This is a genomic window from Terrimonas alba (genome assembly GCF_042434975.1).
In the GTDB taxonomy this organism is placed as follows: Bacteria; Bacteroidota; Bacteroidia; order Chitinophagales; family Chitinophagaceae; genus Terrimonas_B; species Terrimonas_B alba.
Genome location: NZ_JBHMQM010000004.1, coordinates 606,664 through 624,905, shown reverse-complemented (window position 1 = coordinate 624,905; position 18,242 = coordinate 606,664). Strand labels below are relative to the sequence as shown.

The 18,242-nt window shown below is 41.2% G+C and carries 11 protein-coding genes and 1 riboswitch; of the genes, 7 read left to right on the top strand and 4 right to left on the bottom strand.

The window, feature by feature from the left end; genetic code table 11:
• The first annotated feature begins 6 nt into the window (after positions 1 to 6).
• Genes ACFEL9_RS14605 through ACFEL9_RS14590 form a run of 4 tightly spaced genes read left to right on the top strand, consistent with a single transcriptional unit; the run spans position 7 to position 7,552 of the window.
• Entirely contained in the window at positions 7 to 2,502 is a 2,496-nt protein-coding gene (locus ACFEL9_RS14605; protein ID WP_385891368.1) for a TonB-dependent siderophore receptor, read from the top strand.
• 46 nt (positions 2,503 to 2,548) lie between these two features.
• Positions 2,549 to 3,994, top strand: coding sequence for a DUF3526 domain-containing protein (locus ACFEL9_RS14600; RefSeq protein WP_385891366.1), 1,446 nt, complete (start codon positions 2,549 to 2,551; stop codon positions 3,992 to 3,994).
• A gap of 2 nt (positions 3,995 to 3,996) precedes the next feature.
• Complete coding sequence (locus ACFEL9_RS14595) at positions 3,997 to 5,337, top strand: DUF3526 domain-containing protein (protein WP_385891365.1); 1,341 nt, start codon at positions 3,997 to 3,999, stop codon at positions 5,335 to 5,337.
• A gap of 10 nt (positions 5,338 to 5,347) precedes the next feature.
• A complete protein-coding gene (locus ACFEL9_RS14590) occupies positions 5,348 to 7,552 on the top strand; it encodes a DUF5916 domain-containing protein (RefSeq protein WP_385891362.1) in 2,205 nt (734 codons plus the stop codon).
• 79 nt (positions 7,553 to 7,631) lie between these two features.
• Here ACFEL9_RS14590 and ACFEL9_RS14585 read toward each other — a convergent pair whose 3' ends face one another.
• From ACFEL9_RS14585 to ACFEL9_RS14575, 3 genes are all read right to left on the bottom strand, one after another.
• Complete coding sequence (locus ACFEL9_RS14585; RefSeq protein WP_385891359.1) at positions 7,632 to 9,845, bottom strand: TonB-dependent receptor family protein; 2,214 nt, start codon at positions 9,843 to 9,845, stop codon at positions 7,632 to 7,634.
• 161 nt (positions 9,846 to 10,006) lie between these two features.
• On the bottom strand, positions 10,007 to 10,483 hold the full coding sequence (locus ACFEL9_RS14580; RefSeq protein WP_385891357.1) for a DUF4920 domain-containing protein: 477 nt from the start codon (positions 10,481 to 10,483) through the stop codon (positions 10,007 to 10,009).
• Between the two features lie 61 nt (positions 10,484 to 10,544).
• On the bottom strand, positions 10,545 to 11,126 hold the full coding sequence (locus ACFEL9_RS14575) for a nitroreductase family protein (RefSeq protein ID WP_385891355.1): 582 nt from the start codon (positions 11,124 to 11,126) through the stop codon (positions 10,545 to 10,547).
• A gap of 365 nt (positions 11,127 to 11,491) precedes the next feature.
• A riboswitch (cobalamin riboswitch) is annotated at positions 11,492 to 11,715 on the top strand.
• Between the two features lie 118 nt (positions 11,716 to 11,833).
• Here ACFEL9_RS14575 and ACFEL9_RS14570 point away from each other — a divergent pair.
• The 3 genes from ACFEL9_RS14570 (at position 11,834) to ACFEL9_RS14560 (ending at position 15,852) form a co-directional block, all read left to right on the top strand.
• Positions 11,834 to 12,805, top strand: a complete 972-nt coding sequence (locus ACFEL9_RS14570; RefSeq protein ID WP_385891352.1) for a ribonucleoside-diphosphate reductase small subunit — start codon at positions 11,834 to 11,836, stop codon at positions 12,803 to 12,805.
• A gap of 57 nt (positions 12,806 to 12,862) precedes the next feature.
• A complete protein-coding gene (locus ACFEL9_RS14565; protein WP_385891350.1) occupies positions 12,863 to 15,226 on the top strand; it encodes a ribonucleoside-diphosphate reductase subunit alpha in 2,364 nt (787 codons plus the stop codon).
• A 110-nt stretch (positions 15,227 to 15,336) separates the two neighbouring features.
• Entirely contained in the window at positions 15,337 to 15,852 is a 516-nt protein-coding gene (locus tag ACFEL9_RS14560; RefSeq protein ID WP_385891347.1) for a ferritin, read from the top strand.
• A 61-nt stretch (positions 15,853 to 15,913) separates the two neighbouring features.
• Here the strand turns inward: ACFEL9_RS14560 and ACFEL9_RS14555 are convergent, their stop codons facing one another.
• Complete coding sequence (locus ACFEL9_RS14555; RefSeq protein WP_385891345.1) at positions 15,914 to 18,082, bottom strand: TonB-dependent receptor; 2,169 nt, start codon at positions 18,080 to 18,082, stop codon at positions 15,914 to 15,916.
• Between the last annotated feature and the right edge of the window lie 160 nt (positions 18,083 to 18,242).

Sequence of the window (18,242 nt, the reverse complement as noted above, 5' to 3'; positions counted from 1 at the left end):
TAACAAATGAAATATTTTTCACTTTTTATCGCGGCAGTATTCTTTACAGCTATTGCTCACAGCCAATATAGCATTAAAGGAAAAATTACCGGCGAAAACAATAAGCCCATCATTAAGGCAACAATAAGCGTCAGTCAAAAAGCAAAAGTTACAGTTACTACAACCAATGAAGAAGGATATTATGAAATTACCGGCCTGGCAAACGGTAAGTGTGAAGTAATCGCCTCGGCAGCAGGTTTTGAAACCGGCATTGAAGTAGTAACGTTGAACAACGGTTCTCTTGAACTGAATTTTACACTGTCCATTGCATCTATACAACTGCAAACAGTAGAAGTGATAGGCCGCAGTGCCAGGAAATACAACAGCGATTATTCATTCAGCGCCACCCGAACAGCTATTTTAAATAAAGACCTTCCACAATCCATCGGCACCGTTACAAAAGAATTAATTACCGACAGGCAGGCCTTTCAATTAGCCGATGCAGTAAAAATTATTCCGGGAGTAATTCCCTCCAGTTATTATAATCAGTATGCCATTCGTGGTATCAGCCAAAATGAAGAAGGACAAATTATCAATGGCATGCGCACACGGCAGTATTATTTTCTGCAACCCATTACCAGCAACATTGAAAGAGTGGAAGTAATAAAAGGCCCGGCCAGCGCCACATTCGCCAGTGTTGATCCCGGCGGCAGCATCAACCTCGTTACCAAAAAACCTTTGCGAATTGACAGGAAAGAAATCAATCTGACAGCAGGAAGTTTCAGCACCATTCGCGGCACACTGGATTTTACCGGCCCATTGAATAAAGACAAAACATTATTATATCGTTTGAACGGCGCATACCAGGAAGCAAAAAGCTTCAGGGACCTGGTAAAAAATAATTCACTGCTCATCTCGCCATCTTTTTCATACATACCTAATGATAAAACAGCCATCAATGCTGAAATCATTATGAGCAACCTGAACGGCAACCTCGACCGCGGGCAACCCATCTTCGGAGCCGTAGCCGGCGTTACTAATCTTAACAGTACACCCACCAGTTTAAACCTCGGTGCTCCCAATGATTTTTTCAAGTCAAAAGAATTTATCATTATGGGTAATCTGTCACACAAGTTCACCAAAGCCATCAGCTTTAATGCATCGTACATGAAACAAACCTGGCAGGAAGATTTGCAGGAGCACCGTACCAACAATGCGTTTGCGCCGGATATCAATGGTCAGCCGATAAGCTCTTTAGTGGGAATGCAATTGGTACAGCGTAAACAAAACTGGAATATAGATAACATCAATAGCTATTTCAATTTTGATTTTGCCACCGGCAGTGCCCGGCACCTACTGTTAATAGGATATGATTTGCAGAGTTGGGAAAAATTAAAAGGTGGCGGACAAAATGCTGCGAGAGGTTTTTTATTAAAAGATGGTACAGTAGCTAATTCATTTATTATTGGCAATGCTTCCAATTATCAAACCATCACTTATAACGGGCAAACACTACCCAAACCCAACGTTGACCATTTCGATTTAAACAACCCTGTTTATACCATCCGCAATATCAATGATTATATTATGAACTCCAGGATTGTGATTCCTTCTGCTTTAACTACAAATAATGCAATCTACATCCAGGAGCAAATGAACTGGAATAAGTTTACTGTATTAATGAGTTTGCGGCAGGAATGGTTTAAAGACATTACTAATTACGAAGCACCGGGTGAATTATCATTTACCAACTCCAAACTGTTGCCACGCATCGGCCTCACTTATGCCGTTACCAAAAACATCAATGTTTACGGAACATACTTAGAAGGCTATCAGCCCCAGAGTAATACAGTAACATTAATGCCTAACACCGGTAACTATTTCTGGACCTCGCAATCCGCATCAAGATTTAAACCGCTTATCAGCGATTTAAAAGAGTTGGGAGTAAAAGCCACTGTATGGAAAGGAAAGATGCATATGAATGCGGCGGTGTATGAAATCAACCAGGAAAATTTATTGTTGAATGCAAACCTGCCGGCGTATCCTGATTCACTCATTACCCGTGGCGCAGAAAGAAGCAGGGGTTTTGAAATAGATGTAGCCGGTTACCTATTACCCAACTGGCAAATCAATGCATCGTACAGCTACATAGATGCAGAGATAGTAGAAGATAATTATGAGACATTAAAAGGCGCAAGAAAACAAAATACTCCTGTAAACAGCGCCAACCTCTGGACACGTTGCAACTTTTCCGGCATCCCTGCTTTAAAAGATATTGGTATTGGTATCGGCATGCAGCACAACGGAAGCCGCATCCCATGGTTTACGAGGGCTTTTGAAGTGCCGGCTTACACCATTATTGATATGGCTTTCTATTACACGCCGGGCAAAAGCAATGTGCAGATAGCATTGAATGTAAATAATGTGTTTGATAAAACTTATTGGATCGGCGCTCAAAATTATGTGCGCCTGTTTCCCGGTGCGCCGCGGAATGTAATGTTAACTGCAACGTACAGATTTTAAAACCTCTCTCCAACCCCTCTCCAAAGGAGAGGAGCTTAGACAAAATATGAATAGGACATTATTATTTACCAAACAGTTTTGCAAAAATGCTTTTCAGCAAAAAGCATTTTACATTCTGTGGTTCATGTTTGCCCTGCTATTGCTGTATGCCGGAATAACAGGTCATCAGCACATGGCAAAGCAAAACGATATCCGGCAACAATACCAGCAGGCTATCCGCAAAAGCTGGACAAATAACCCGGATAAGCATCCGCACCGCATGGCGCATTTCGGAAGTTTTGCTTTAAGGTTAAAACATCCGCTAAGCCTCTTTGATTTTGGAATGGAAAATTATGCAGGCAACGCAGTGTTTCTCGAAGCTCATAAACAAAATACAGTTAACTACAGTGAAGCAAGTTTCAGCACCGGACTTTTACGAATGGGTGAACTAAGCGTCGCCATGCTTTTGCAGATCATTCTTCCATTGATAATTTTCTTCTTAGGGTTCAATAGTATATCAGCCGACAGAGAGAACGGAACATTAAAGATCATCGGCAGCCAGGGCGCCGGAATTTATTCTTTGCTATTGGGAAGAAGTTTGGCGTTGTGGGCATTGAGCAGCTTATTTTTTATTCCTGCGTTTTTATTAACAGTTGTATTATTATCTGTTCACTCTTTAGAAAACATTCCTGCGCAGGCAGCCGGCCGTTTTGCATTCATCTGCCTTGCTTATATCATTTTCTTTTGGGTGGTATCAGTCATTGCTGTTCTAGTATCGGCCACCAGTAATACATCTAAATCAGCGCTGATAAAATTATTGGGCTTATGGTTGTTGCTGGCCATTGTTTTGCCAAAGACAACGCAAGTGGTGGGCAATAGTATTTATCCATCGCCTTCAAAGCTCAGTTTTGAAACGGCTATTGAAAAAGATATTGTGAAACAGGGTGACAGCCATAATCCCGATGATCCTTTCTTTAAAAAAGTGAGAGACAGCGTACTGAAAAAATATGGCGTAAGTACTGCAGACAGCTTACCCGTAAACATGGGTGGCATTATAGGAAAAGCAGGTGAACAACTCAGCACTGAAACTTACATAAAACATCAAAACAATTTAACCCAACTGCATAGAAAACAAAATGCCTTTTCAAAAATGTTTGCATGGGTCAATCCTTTTGTGATGATAAAAAGCAACTCTATGGCTTTTGCCGGCAGCGATTTTGAAGCCTATACTTTTTTTCAGCAGCAGGCGGAAGTTTACCGGTATGCACTGGCGCAGCGCATGAACGATCTGCAGATACAATATGTGAGCAATACAACACCCAAAGAAGGCTCGTATGGTTTGCATATTGATAAAAAACATTGGAATGAGTTTGAAGATTTTCATTACGAGTTTATGCCAGCCGGTAAAATTTTCAGGAACGAACGGCTATCTGTTGCCGCATTGCTGTTCTGGCTGGTTAGTTCTTTTGTTGGTATCAGCATTATTGCAAAACGATTTAAAATTATTGCTTAGACATGTACGGGTTAATGATCATTCAATTTCTAAGAAACAGAATCGCTGTTTTATCCCTTGCGCTTTTATTTACAGCGGGAGTTGTCAGCTTATTGGTGGGTAAAAGCTTTTTGACGAAGCAGCAGGCGGCTATTGAAGAAACAGCCGCTTATCAGCAAGACCATATAAACCGGCTGGTAAAATATGAAAACAAAGAAATGGGCTTACTGCTCTATTATTTAAAGTTTGCCTATATCAATCCCACTTCTGATCTCACAGGTTTAGCTATCGGCCAACGCGATATAAACAGCAGCATTCAATCTCCCTCCATACGAACCTTAGAGGCGCAGAAATATGATACCGATATCCGCAACCCGTATAATGCCATGGCAGGCAATTTTGATTTGAGCTTTGTGATCCTATATTTATTTCCGCTGGTCATTATCGCTTTATGCTTTAACCTGTGCAGCGAAGAAAAGGAACAGGGCACATGGCCGCTGATACAGGCGCAGAACATAAGCAGCCGCAAGTACCTTTTGACAAAAATAACCGTACCCTGTTTTTTTATTACGGCAGTATTGTTTGTTTTATACGCTTTAGCAGCTTTACTGTTGCACATTCCGCTCAATAATGCCTTTGCTGCCTTCATCATCAGCAATTTTCTGTACGTCAGCTTTTGGTTTGCGTTGGCATTGCTGGTTATATCTTTTTTTAAAAGCAGCAGTGTAAATGCCATCAGTTTATTAAGCGCCTGGCTGCTGCTCACATTGCTGCTACCCGCGGCGGTTAACAACTACATCACCAATAAATATCCCGTGCCGGAATCATTAAGCACTATGGTTAAACAAAGAGATGGTTATCATAAAAAATGGGATATACCACAGGATAGTTCTATGAGTTTGTTCTTTAAAGAATATCCTGAGTATGCATCATGCAAATGGACAAGTGAAGGATTTAACTGGCTGTGGTATTATGCCATGCAGCATCTCGGCGACGCTGATGCAAGACCGGGCAGGGATTTGTTTATGCGAAAGCTGCAGCAGCGGGAAAATTTAAGCAGTCAATTGAGCAAACTGATACCAACGCTTTACACACAATTATACAATACTCATTTAGCGCAAAGCAGCTTAAGCAATCACCTGCAGTTTTTAGACAGCACCACGCAGTTTCATGAAAGGCTGCGCAAATATTTTTATCCGAAAATATTTACAGCAGCGCCGGTGTCGCATGAAAACTGGAACCGGTTTACACCTGAATACTTCTATGTAAAAAATGAGACATCCTTACTGAGCAGTTTGTATGCAGGCTTGTTTGTGCTGCTGACAGCAGGAATAGCTATTATACGACTAAGACGTTCATCATAAAATTCTTTTTATGCGAAGGAGTTTGTCATACATCTTACTTTTGCTTTTTAACCAGGGGCTAAATGCACAGGATGCATTTAATTTTCCACCTCCTGCTGTTGCTCCGGTTGTACATGCCATTGAGGTAAACGAAACCATTATTGTAGATGGTAAATTAAACGAAGCAATATGGCAGCAGGCGCCCGCTATTAAAGATTTTTTCAAAACGGAACCGCGGCAGGGCGGAAAGTATTTGTATGAAACTTCAGTGAAAATAGTTTTTGACAAAAATAATTTATACTTCGGCGTTTTTTGCAAAGACAGTGTTGGCAAAAAAGGAATGCGGGTGCAGGATATGAAAAGAGATTGGGAGTATAGCAGCAATGATAACTTTTATGTTTCTCTTGATCCGCAAAATACCAAACGTTTCTGTGTTTCATTTATGACCACGCCATTAGGCAATGTAAGGGATGTACAGGTGTTTGATGATTCGTTTCGTGATATTGACTGGGATGCATTATGGAAAGTAAGAACATCGGTAACGGATAGCGGTTGGTATGCTGAAATGGCGATACCCTTTTCAAGTTTGCGCTACAATAAAACCTCTGAAACGGATTCAGTGAGCTGGGGCATTACGTTTGCAAGACTGGCAAGAAGAGATTATGAAAAAACAGTTTTCCCGGCGATACCGCAGGCTTTCACCCCTCAGCGAATGGCCTATGCTGCGCAATTAAAAGGACTGAGACTGCCGCCACCGGCTACCAATATCAGGCTGCAACCCTATGTATTATTTCAAAGCAATAAGAATACAATTGCAGCAGGTACCACATCTTCATCAAATCAATTTAAAAACGGTGGCGAAGCGAAGTGGGCTGTCAACCCGCAATCGGTTTTGGATATTACATTCAATACAGATTTTGCGCAAGCTGATTTGGATAGGGCAGTAAATAATCTAACAAGATTCAATGTGCTGTTTCCTGAACGAAGACAATTTTTTTTGGAGAATAGTGGACTATATGCAGGCGCAGACGTAAGAGGATTGAAACCTTTTTTCAGCAGAACAATCGGTTTGGCTAATACACAATTCAATGCCGATCCTGTGCCGATAGATGCAGGAATAAGATTTACGAACAGAAACCAAAAGCAGGCATTTGCCGGTTTATATGTTCATCAGCGGGCAACTGAATACCAGGGAGCCGCCAATTTTGCCGTATTACGTTATTTTGAAAACTACGGCAGGCAAAGCAATATAGGTTTAATGCTAACCCATCGCCTGGATGAAGCCAACGCATCTAAAGGATTTGATCAACGAAATAATACCACTGCAACGATTGATGGTTTTATTCGTCCGAAAGATGATTTTAATATTCAATACCTGCTAACTGCATCAAGAAATAATACCAGTGACAGCATCGGATTTGGCGGAAATCTCTGGTTTGAATACACACCTAATAAGCTATATGCTTATTGGAAGACCACTTTTATTGATGATAAATATTTGCCGGGGATGGGTTTCACATTTACCAGCAACACATTTTATAATAATGGCTGCGGCTATTACATGTGGCGGCCGAATAAAGGAATTGCCGGTAAACTTATACGCCGGTGGGATCCTGGTTTTTTTATCGAAACATACCAGGATGGAAGAACATATAAATTTCAAAGCGCCAACCTGTATCTTTTCCCGGTTTATATAATTTTTAAAGACAACAGCACACTCGAATATGCTATCTATCCAACCTGGGAACATTTCTTCTTTGAGCCGCTTGGTTTCAAAGTAGAACCAAAGAAATACTATTACACCCGGCAACAACTGCGGTATAATTCAGATGCCAGTAAAAAAATATCCGGTAACATTAGTTATTACTGGGGAAAATTTTATGATGGAAAGCTCGATGAACTTAATCTGGGTATCAGGCTGGCGCCCGATCCTAAAATTGCATTTACCGGAAGCTATCAACTTAACAAAAGCAGGCGACCGGGTATTGATGAAGCGGATGAAGATATTGTTTTGTGGACGATAGGTTGCCGCCTTGCCGCCAATCCACGTATACAGTTCAGTGGTTTTTATCAGTACAACACGTTTGATAAACAGGGAAGATGGAACCTGAGAGGAAGCTGGGAGTTTGCACCGTTGAGTTTTTTGTATGTAGTATTTAACGAAAGCAGTTTCCGTGATAGCCCCGTGCGGAATCAGAGTTTTATTTCGAAGCTTACTTATCTAAAGCAATTTTAGATAATCTGTAATGAAAACATCACTCAAAAGAAAAGCAGCCGTATCTCCGGCTGCTTTTCTTTATGCTTATAAAAACTGATTACAATTTCGCTCCTACGCTGATAAAGAATGTTCTTCCATCGGCGGGTAAAGCGCCGGGACCCGGATAACCACCGGCACGGCGTGTGAAGTATCTTTCATCAAACAGGTTATTGATACCTGTTTTTATATTGATTCCTTTTGAAAATTTATAGGTAGCTGTAAGATCCGCTACTGTATAAGAAGGGATCAATCCTGTTTGTGCATTACTGCTCACGGCAACGGTATTATTGGCATCGCTGAAAGTTTCACCCACATAGCTTAGCTGTGCTGTCAGCAGAAAACCTTTATACCCGCCTGTGATACCGGCACGAAGAATATTCTCCGGAGCATTTTCCACTTTCTTGCCTTTTGTAGCTTCATTTTTAAAATCGTCGCTGTATTTCGCATTGGTATATCCGTAAGAAGTGAAGATGATCAGGTCAGCTTTTGGATGTACAGCAAATGCTCGTACAGGATTAAATTCCACATAAGCTTCAACACCTTTACTGGTGCTGTTGCCCACATTCGTTACCAGGCGGTAAGAAGGAGTGCCACTAACAGTAACGGTGCCGATACGATCATTGTACTGAAGATAATAACCGCTTACATCAAACTGCAAAAAGTCTTTCACTTTGCCACGATAACCAAGATCGAGATTATATCCTTTTGAATCTTTTAATTCGGGATCTATCACATCCGTTGTAGGTGGCGCCTGCAGGTTGGCAAATTGTATGGGGCGATAAGCCTGTGAATAGTTTGCATAAAACTCTGTGCCGCTTGTAACATGATACTCGGCTCCCACGCCTGCTAACAAAAAGCCGCGGCTTCTTGTAACATTTTGTAATAAAACTTCAGCGCCAGCTTGTGTAAAACCATCTCTTCCGTTAGCCTTTCCTTCAAGCCATTCATAACGTATGCCTGGTACGAACAAAATTTTATCTGACAGACGGAAAATATTTTCTGCAAATACGGCTGCATTATTCGATGTAAAATCCACATCTCTCGGCCATACACCTTCAATACTTACATCATAGTTACTGCCGGTAGTTCCTTTACCATTTGCCAAACGATAAGTAGTTCCGGTATAAAGCCTGATACCGCCGGAGAACGTATTATCCATTTTACCCAATTTATAATCGGTGATAAAACGGCTTTCCATTCCGTAGTTGCGATAGTGATCTATCTGCACCGAGCGGTTAGCATATTGTAACGTGGCGGGATTGATGCTGTCTTTTACATTTATGCCCTGCAAATAACCAACACTGTTACGATCGCCGATAGTGGCAAAGAACTTTGTATTCAATCTTGTCTTTTCGCTGAAATAATAATTAGCGATTAAAGCCGGAGTAGTCCATTTAATATCAAACCAGTTGCGACTGCGAAAACTTTGCTGTGCGTCTGCTTCAATTTGAGCATCTGTTAATCCACCCGGCTGCTGGCTGCGGATATGCGAATGCATCAGTTCGGCTGTTAATGAAAATTTCGGCGAGAAGCGATAAGTAACCGTTCCATATCCTGCATTGGTATAGTAGCGGCTGTTTTGTCTCCAGCCATCTCCATTGCGGTGATCAAAGAAGGTATAATAATGTACTTTCTTTGTATTACCGCCTATTGCATTGTATGAATTGAATAAAGAATTGCTTCCAACGGTTTGCTGCGTTTCAAATTCAAAAGGTTTTTTGATCTCGCTGCCATTGCGCAAAATATAATTCACCAAACCGCCAAATTGCGGGCCATATTGCAATGAACCATGTCCTCTTACAATTTCTATTCTTTGCACAGCCTGCAGTTGCGGATTATAATAAGCTTCAGGATAGCCAAAAGGATCTGCAGCTATATCATAACCGTTTTGCCTTGTATTAAATTCCCAGCTACGGTTGGGGCTCAATCCTCTTGCAGCAATACCAATCTGGATACCGCTGGGATCGCTTTCCCATATTTGAATACCGGGCACTTTTGCCAATACCTGGCGCATATTGTTAGTCACCACATTTCCCTGTACGTTATCTAATACGATCAGTGCATTCTTTTTGCCCGCATAAATTGAAGTGCCCACTACTTCAGGCATTTGATGGTAATCAGATTTGCTTTGACGGCCTACCACCGTTATTTCGGGCAAATATTTGTGTTCTGGTTTGGTAGTGTCTTCAACAACCTGTAATCCGTTTTCCTGTGCAGTCAGTAAACCGGCTAAAGAAAGCAGGCCGGTCATCATTCCTATTTTTTTAAACATTTCCTCTAAACTTTTAGTGCCGCAAAGGTGCTTGCAAACAATCCAAGTGGTTTTCGGAAGTGGGAAAAACTGTTACGCAAGCCGGAATCTGACAAAATACTGACAATAAAAAAAGGCACCCCTTACAGAACAGCCTACTATACATGATTTTTGATGGTTATTTATTCTACTACAAGGATGCCTTTAGCAGTCACCCTGACCTCATTTTCCGGTTTCGTAATGGCATCTATCTCTTCTTTTGACTTTTTGGCGTCTTCAGCGTAGTGTTTTAACTCGGCTACTGAAATAGTTTTCTTTTTCACCTCGCCATCAATTACTACTGTTTTTCCTTTGGCGGCCAGCGGCAGAAAGAATCCGTAATCCTTCATTTTAACCATTGCCGTTTCTTTATCGTTTAGCTGCAGCTTCAACCAGCATCCTTTTTTGGGACATACGTCCACTATTTTGGCCTTTATTTTTGTGTTCAGTGTTTCTGTTCCTTCATTTAATTTGACTAATGCCTCACTTATGGGTATGGCATTATCAGCTGTTATTTTTTCACCATAGGTATCACCGGGTTTGGCATCACCGGCTGGCGGCTGGCTATTGCCCATAAAAGCAAAAAGAATTACAACAAGAACCGATATTGTTTTTTTCATGTGTGTAAGGTTAGATAAACAAAGATAATTTTTACAACTGATAATTGTCAGCGTCCTGGCGCTACGCATTTACCCAGGTTACTTTTTCTTCCAGTGGCAATCTTGTCGCACCTATTGACGGAATAGCTGTATGGCCGATATAAAAAAATCCAAGCAGTTTATCCTGGGCTTCCAGTCCAAAAAATGATTTTGCTTCTTCAAAATAGGTTACACCACCCGTGGTCCAATAGCCGCCCAATCCATAAGCCGTAACCGATAAATAAATATTTTGCACGGCACAGGCCACCGCTTCTATGTCTTCTATTTCAGGAATGTTTTTCGTTAGTGTTCTTTTCATGCCAATAGCAATGATATGAGAAGCTTTCAACGGATTGTTTTGCAATTTGCCATAAGTAATTTCCTTGAACTGGCTACCGGCTTTCTGTTTGTATAATTTGCTTTGAAAAGCGGCTAATTTTTTTAACCCATCACCGGTAAACACAGTGAAATGCCAGGGCTGTTGCTGACCGTGATTGGGCGCCCATGTCGCATTGATCAATATCTCGTTTATAATTTTATCGTCCACTTTTTTACCCGCTTCCAGCTGATCAGGAAAAACAGAACGACGGCCTCGGACCAATTCATTAAAAAGATCAGGATTCATCTGTTTATTTTTTATTTTTTTTGCCACATGGAACCTCGCAAATAACCATTTTCCTGTGTGATGAAAATTATCATGCCCGGTTTCATAGTAAAATTTATCCGGCAAAAGTAAAAGCCTGCGACTGCAATTAAAAACTTTACTATGGCGGTTAGCTATTTTAAAACAACTTTTAGCCTGCTAAATTCCGGCCTGATTTAAATGGAATAACATCATTTCACCAAATAAAATATTCCCCATGAAATAGACATTTTTTTGAAATGCAGTCCTGAAAACTGTTTGCTGGCCGACAAAAAAATCTATGCACATTCTGTGAAAAACTCCCAAGGGAAACTTCTATGAATTGATATTACATTCGTTCGAGTTCTTAATAAATAATTAATATCGGCGTTGGGCAGTTACCTTATCCACTACTGCCCGCTTAATAGGGAACCGTGTGAAAATCATGGGCTGACGGGCAACTGTAAAGCCACTCCCTTCAACAAAGGGAACAGACCCGGTCAAGAAAGCCACTGTCCCGGCATTAATGTCGGGGTGGGAAGGTGACCAGGTTGGGCCAAGCCAGGAGACCTGCCGTTGTTATGTTTATTGTTTGGAGCCTCCCGAAAAAGGTACAGGCAAAGATTGAATGTCGCTTCTTTCTGTAAAAGAGGTGCGGATTCTTCGTCTTTAGTCGTGCCGCTTTTTGACAACATTGAATTTATAATACTATGCACGACGAACAAGAAATCTTATTAAAAGAAAACAAAGACCGCTTTGTTATTCTCCCCATCAATTATCCAAAAATTTGGGAAAAATATAAACAACACGAAGCCAGCTTTTGGACGGCTGAGGAGATTGACCTGAGTGGCGATATCAAGGATTGGAATGGCCTGAATGATGGCGAACGTCATTTCATTTCACATGTACTGGCATTTTTTGCTGCAAGCGATGGCATTGTGAACGAAAACCTGGCAGTGAATTTCATGAGTGAAGTACAATTGCCGGAAGCCCGTTGTTTTTACGGCTTTCAGATTATGATGGAAAACATTCACTCCGAAACTTATGCGTTACTGATCGATACCTATATCAAAGATCCCAAAGAAAAGGATCGTCTTTTCCATGCCATCGACACAGTGCCTGCTGTTAAGAAAAAAGCAGAATGGGCTCTTCGCTGGATCGAGAATGGAAGCTTTGCTGAACGCTTAGTGGCTTTTGCTGCTGTAGAAGGAATTTTCTTTAGCGGAAGCTTCTGCTCTATCTTCTGGATGAAGAAAAGAGGATTGATGCCCGGCCTTACCTTCAGCAACGAGCTGATCAGCCGTGATGAAGGATTGCATTGTGAATTCGCTTGTTTGTTATACAGCATGTTGAAAAACAAAATGAGTGAAGAACAGGTACATGCCATTATTGGTAATGCAGTGGAAATTGAAAAGGAGTTTATCACCGATGCTTTGCCTGTCGACCTGATAGGTATGAATGCAAAACTGATGCAGCAATACATCGAGTTTGTAGCTGACAGGTGGTTAACTGAATTAGGTTATACTAAGATTTTCAATGCGACCAACCCTTTTGATTTTATGGAACTGATTTCTTTACAAGGTAAAACCAACTTCTTCGAAAAAAGAGTGGGCGAATACCAGAAGTCGGGTGTGATGAATGATATTAAATCAAATACGTTTTCAATTGACGAAGATTTTTGATGCTCCTGGTTTCACTTTTTAAAGACTCACAACTACTAACCTTCTAAATATAAAGACATGTATGTACTGAAACGCAATGGCAAGCAGGAAGCCGTTCATTTCGACAAGATCACATCCCGGGTAATGAAATTAAGTTATGGCCTTACCCTTAAATCAGATGACGTTATTGAAATTGCCAAAAAAGTAATTGTTGGTATTTACAATGGCGTACCCACTACCGAATTGGATAACCTGGCTGCAGAAACAGCCGCTTCATTTACCACCAAGCATCCTGATTTTGCGGTATTGGCGGCAAGGATCGCTGTGAGCAACCTGCATAAGAATACGACCAAGTCTTTTTCAGAAACGGCAAAGCTTCTTTACAATTATATCGATAATAAAACAGGAGAAAAAGCGCCTTTACTGGCTGATGATGTGTACGACATCATCCAGCAAAATGCTGATCAGCTCGATGCATCTATTATCTACGAAAGGGATTATCATTTTGATTTCTTTGGTTTCAAAACCCTGGAAAAATCGTACCTGCTGAAAGTAAATGGTAAAATAGTTGAACGTCCGCAACATTTGTTTATGCGTGTTGCCTTAGGCATTCATAAAACAGATATCGATGCAGCCATCGAAACTTATAACCTGATGAGTGAAAAATGGTTTGTGCATGCAACGCCAACCCTGTTCAACTCTGGTACACCTAAGCCGCAAATGAGTAGCTGCTTCCTGCAAAGCATGAAAGAAGACAGCATTGCCGGTATTTATGAAACATTGAAAAATGCGGCGCTTATTTCCCAATCTGCCGGCGGACTCGGTATCAATATTCATAATATCCGTTCAACCGGTAGCTATATCAAAGGCACGAATGGTACCAGCAATGGTATCATCCCGATGCTGCGTGTATTTAATGATACCGCCCGTTATGTAGACCAGGGCGGTGGCAAACGCAAAGGAGCATTTGCCGTTTACCTGGAACCCTGGCATGCGGATGTATTTGAATTTTTGGACCTGCGCAAAAACCATGGTAAAGAAGAAATGAGAGCAAGAGATCTTTTCCTGGCTCTTTGGATTCCGGATCTCTTTATGAAACGTGTTGAGGCTGATGGCCAATGGAGTTTGTTTTGCCCCAATGAAGCAAAAAACCTGCATACCACGCATGGCGCTGAATTCGAAACTTTGTATGAGCAATATGAGAAACAAGGAAAGGCAAAGAAAACAATTCCTGCCCGTGATCTCTGGAACGCTATACTCGAAGCACAAATAGAAACCGGCAATCCATACATGCTGTATAAAGATGCCGCCAACGAAAAATCAAACCAAAAGAATTTGGGTACGATTCGTTGCAGCAATCTTTGCACCGAGATCATTGAATACAGTGATGAGAATGAAACAGCGGTTTGTAACCTGGCTTCTATTTCGCTGCCCCGCTTTGTTGAAGGCAAGAAGTTCAACTTTGATAAATTGCTGGAAGTAACACAGATCATTACCCGCAACCTGAATAAGATCATTGACAACAACTATTACCCGCTGGAAGAAACAAAACGCAGCAATTTCCGTCATCGCCCGATCGGAATCGGCGTACAGGGTTTAGCGGATGTGTTTATGTTGCTGGGCTTGCCATTCGAAAGCGATATGGCGAAGCTGCTGAACAAAAATATTTTTGAAACGATCTATTATGCTGCGTTGGTTGCTTCCAATAAAATTGCCAGGGAAGTGGGAGCTTATGAAACATTCGAAGGCTCTCCTTTGTCAAAAGGTATTTTCCAATTTGATATGTGGAACGTGCAACCCAGCGATCGTTATAACTGGGATGCGTTGAAAGCTGAGATCAGAGAACATGGAGTAAGAAATTCTTTGTTACTGGCGCCAATGCCAACAGCGTCTACCTCGCAAATTCTTGGCAACAACGAATGTTTTGAACCCTACACGTCCAATATTTACAATCGTCGTGTATTGAGTGGAGAATTTGTGGTAGTAAATAAACATTTGCTGAAAGACCTGATGAGCCTTGGTCTTTGGAACGATAGTATGAAGCAACGCATCATTGCTGCCAACGGATCTGTTCAGAATATTGACGAGATACCAACCAACCTGAAAGAAATTTATAAAACAGTTTGGGAGATCAAGCAGCGTTCATTGATCGATATGTCGGCTGACCGTGGTGCATTTATCTGCCAGTCGCAATCGCTCAACCTGTTTGTAGAGCAGCCTAATTTTGCCAAGCTAAGTTCGATGCATTTCTATACCTGGAAAAAAGGATTAAAAACGGGTATGTATTACCTGAGAACAAAAGCGGCTACTGACGCTGTTAAATTTACAGTTGACTCATCTGTTATCAAGCAAGCACAAACAGTTGCTGATAAAGCAGAAGCTATTGAACAAATATCCTGTTCACTGGACAACCCGGAAGGTTGCATCAGCTGCGGATCATAAATACTTACTGACGGTTTATACATCTGGAGGAATGGGAAACTGTTCCTCTTTTTTATTTCTGCTTTTTTTACATTTGATTTTAAACCTAACTTGTAATAAAATCTATTGTTATGCTATCAAAATCAATACAGGAAGCACTTAACAGCCAGGTACAGATGGAAGCCGAATCTTCGCAAGCTTACCTGGCCATGGCATCATGGGCCGAAATTCAACCGGGATTGCAGGGAGTAACTGATTTTTTCTACAAACAGTCGGATGAGGAAAGAGTGCATATGTTGAAGTTGATCCGTTTTATCAACGAGCGGGGTGGGTTTGCCGTTGTTCCCGCATTGGCCCAACCCATTATTACATTTAAGTCACTGAAATTCGTTTTTGACGAATTTCTAACTCACGAATTGAAAGTAAGCAATAGCATCAACGATCTCGTACATCTCTCACTTTCCGAAAAAGACTACGCTACCCATAATTTCCTGCAGTGGTATGTGAATGAACAAATGGAAGAAGAACATACAGCCCGTACACTAAATGATAAACTGGAATTGGTGGGCGATGATAAAGGGGGATTGTATTTGTTTGACCGGGACATTATGATGTACCGGGGAGCGGGTGAAAAGGGTAAAAGATAAATCCCAGCCAACTAAAGGGAAGTAAAAAATGTACCAGCACAGAACTCTGGTACATTTTTTTTTAAAATCTCAGCTTAATTCCACCATTAATAACAAACCCATCCAGCGGTGCATAAATATCTTTGAACACCGGGTTATCGATCGATCCTGTATAAATGCTGCCAAATCTTGTTTGCCTTGTATCGAGGAAATTTTCAAAATTGATATACAAAGAAAATTTCTCCCATAGCTTTTCCACCATGAAGCCATTGATCCAATAAGGTTTGCCGGTGCTACCATCGCTTAGCTTTTGTTTGCTGAAATAATAACCTTCCAATCCAATCTTCCATTTATCTTCCACCTCATACAGCAAAACGGAATTGAGACGGTGTCGTGGTGTGAGATAATTTTCTGTTTTACTATTTCCTTCGTGCAGGTAAGCTTCAGTAAAGGTGTAACCGAGAAACAGTTTAAAATCACTGTAGCCCAGTTTCACATTCGTTTCCATTCCCCGGCTATCAATATGACCCTTCACCGTATAAAAGCGATAGTTATTACCATCCGGTTGCAGCAATAGAGGATCAGCAATTCGTGTATAAAAGAAAAGATGATTGACACCGAAACTCACCTCGCCATCAGCAAATCTTGTTTTGTAATTAATATCTGCATTTACACCATAGCTGCGTTCCAGTTTATTTACCTTATCATCCACCGGCAACACATTTCTATATTGCAGCCTTTCACTTTCTTCGGTAAAAATAGTTGGCGTTTTATAACCCAGTCCACCGCCAATCCGGGATGTAAGCTTCGGCGTGATATTGAACAAAGCGGATATCCTTGGTAAGAATGCAAATCCATAATCCTTTACCTGGTCGCCTCTTAAGCCTGTCTCCAAACTAAACTTATTGGTGAGCTTCAGATTGTTTTGTACAAAAGCCCCTATTGTTATTTGATCATAATTTCTCAAAGGGGTTGGTGTAGTTTTCACCTCGCTGAAATGATCGGTATAAAGATTGAGGCCGGTGACCCATTCCGATCTGTCACCATGATAAGCATAAGTGGCTTCAGTAAAAGTTCCGCTTTGTTTACCATTAAACACATAGCCGGGCAAACTCATTATGCGTTTAAAGTGATTGAAGCTATTCTTTAATGCGATGTGACTGCATTTGCCAAATCGATGTTCAAGGCTGAACTGCGTGCTGATACGATCACTGTTGTTTTTTTCAAAAAAGCCTGCTGCTTTTTTCTCTTTGATGAAATCAACATCACCACCAGTTCTGTCTTCAGTTGTTAGATTTACTCCCAAATTCAATTGAGTATTCTTGTTGAAGTACACAAAGAATTTGGGATTTAATGTATATCGTTCAAATTTTGGAATAGCAGTTAATCCAATATCCGCCGGGTCGTATGCTTTATTACTATTTCTTGAAGCGAATATTGTCGTTCCAATTTTTCCAAATCGCTGTCCAAAAAATCCGCTGGTGTTTAAACCACCGCCTGAAGTGGCATCTAAATGAAATTTTAATTCTCTTTCATCAGCAGGCGTTTTCGAAATGAGGTTGACCAGACCGGCAATCGCACCACCGCCATATAAGGTTGAAGCAGATCCTTTGATCACCTCGAACTGCTTAAGATCTAAAGGAGGCGTTTGCAACAAGCCCAGGCCGCTGCTGAAGCCCGCATATAAAGGCAATCCATCTTTCAAAATTTGTGTGTATCTCCCATCAAGACCTTGTATGCGAATAGATGCGTTGGCTGAAGTAGCAGAAGTTTGTTGGGTTTGAATACCCGTACTTTCCGTTAATACCATCCGGATATCACCCGGTTTCATATTGGCTTTTTCATCCAACTCTTCACCTGCGATAAACTCGACTCTTGTTGGAATGCTTTGTATAGTCCTGGTACTTCGGGTGGATTGAACGATCACTTCTTCCTCTTCCTCCTCTTCTTCGGCCCGCAATAAAATTTCATAAGGCTGCCCTTCTCCGTAGGGAATGTTTATGGTCTCCTGCCTGGATTGAAAGCCGGTATAAGAAAAACGAAAATTGTATTTTCCGGCAACAAGCCCTGAAAATGTTACAAGTCCTGCTGAGTCTGCCGCATTGCCTGTTTTTGATGCGGTGATCACAACAGATGCTCCTGCCAAAGGCTCCGCAGTTTCAGCATTTTTTATCAAAAAACTGATGGAATGTTGTGCAAGTAGTGTGGTACTGCAAATCAATGCAGCCACACATAAAGATATTTTATACATGTGTAGGGATAGGTTAATAATTTGTAATGAGCCATGATCCGCCGCGGCGGATCACCAACCGTGATGATATTTAGCGAACCTGTCTGCCGACAGGCAAGATTCCATTTGGCTAAAAAACAATAAAAATAAACAAATGAAACTCTCCGTCACGTGACGAAGT

Bases quoted from the DNA above. Each gene is read 5' to 3' on its own strand.
- ACFEL9_RS14605 (WP_385891368.1), top strand. From the start codon at position 7: ATGAAATATTTTTCACTTTTTATCGCGGCAGTATTCTTTACAGCTATT.
- ACFEL9_RS14560 (WP_385891347.1), top strand. From the start codon at position 15,337: ATGCTATCAAAATCAATACAGGAAGCACTTAACAGCCAGGTACAGATG.
- ACFEL9_RS14595 (WP_385891365.1), top strand. From the start codon at position 3,997: ATGTACGGGTTAATGATCATTCAATTTCTAAGAAACAGAATCGCTGTT.
- ACFEL9_RS14580 (WP_385891357.1), bottom strand. From the start codon at position 10,483: ATGAAAAAAACAATATCGGTTCTTGTTGTAATTCTTTTTGCTTTTATG.
- ACFEL9_RS14590 (WP_385891362.1), top strand. From the start codon at position 5,348: ATGCGAAGGAGTTTGTCATACATCTTACTTTTGCTTTTTAACCAGGGG.
- ACFEL9_RS14600 (WP_385891366.1), top strand. From the start codon at position 2,549: ATGAATAGGACATTATTATTTACCAAACAGTTTTGCAAAAATGCTTTT.
- ACFEL9_RS14575 (WP_385891355.1), bottom strand. From the start codon at position 11,126: ATGAATCCTGATCTTTTTAATGAATTGGTCCGAGGCCGTCGTTCTGTT.
- ACFEL9_RS14555 (WP_385891345.1), bottom strand. From the start codon at position 18,082: ATGTATAAAATATCTTTATGTGTGGCTGCATTGATTTGCAGTACCACA.
- ACFEL9_RS14585 (WP_385891359.1), bottom strand. From the start codon at position 9,845: ATGTTTAAAAAAATAGGAATGATGACCGGCCTGCTTTCTTTAGCCGGT.
- ACFEL9_RS14565 (WP_385891350.1), top strand. From the start codon at position 12,863: ATGTATGTACTGAAACGCAATGGCAAGCAGGAAGCCGTTCATTTCGAC.
- ACFEL9_RS14570 (WP_385891352.1), top strand. From the start codon at position 11,834: ATGCACGACGAACAAGAAATCTTATTAAAAGAAAACAAAGACCGCTTT.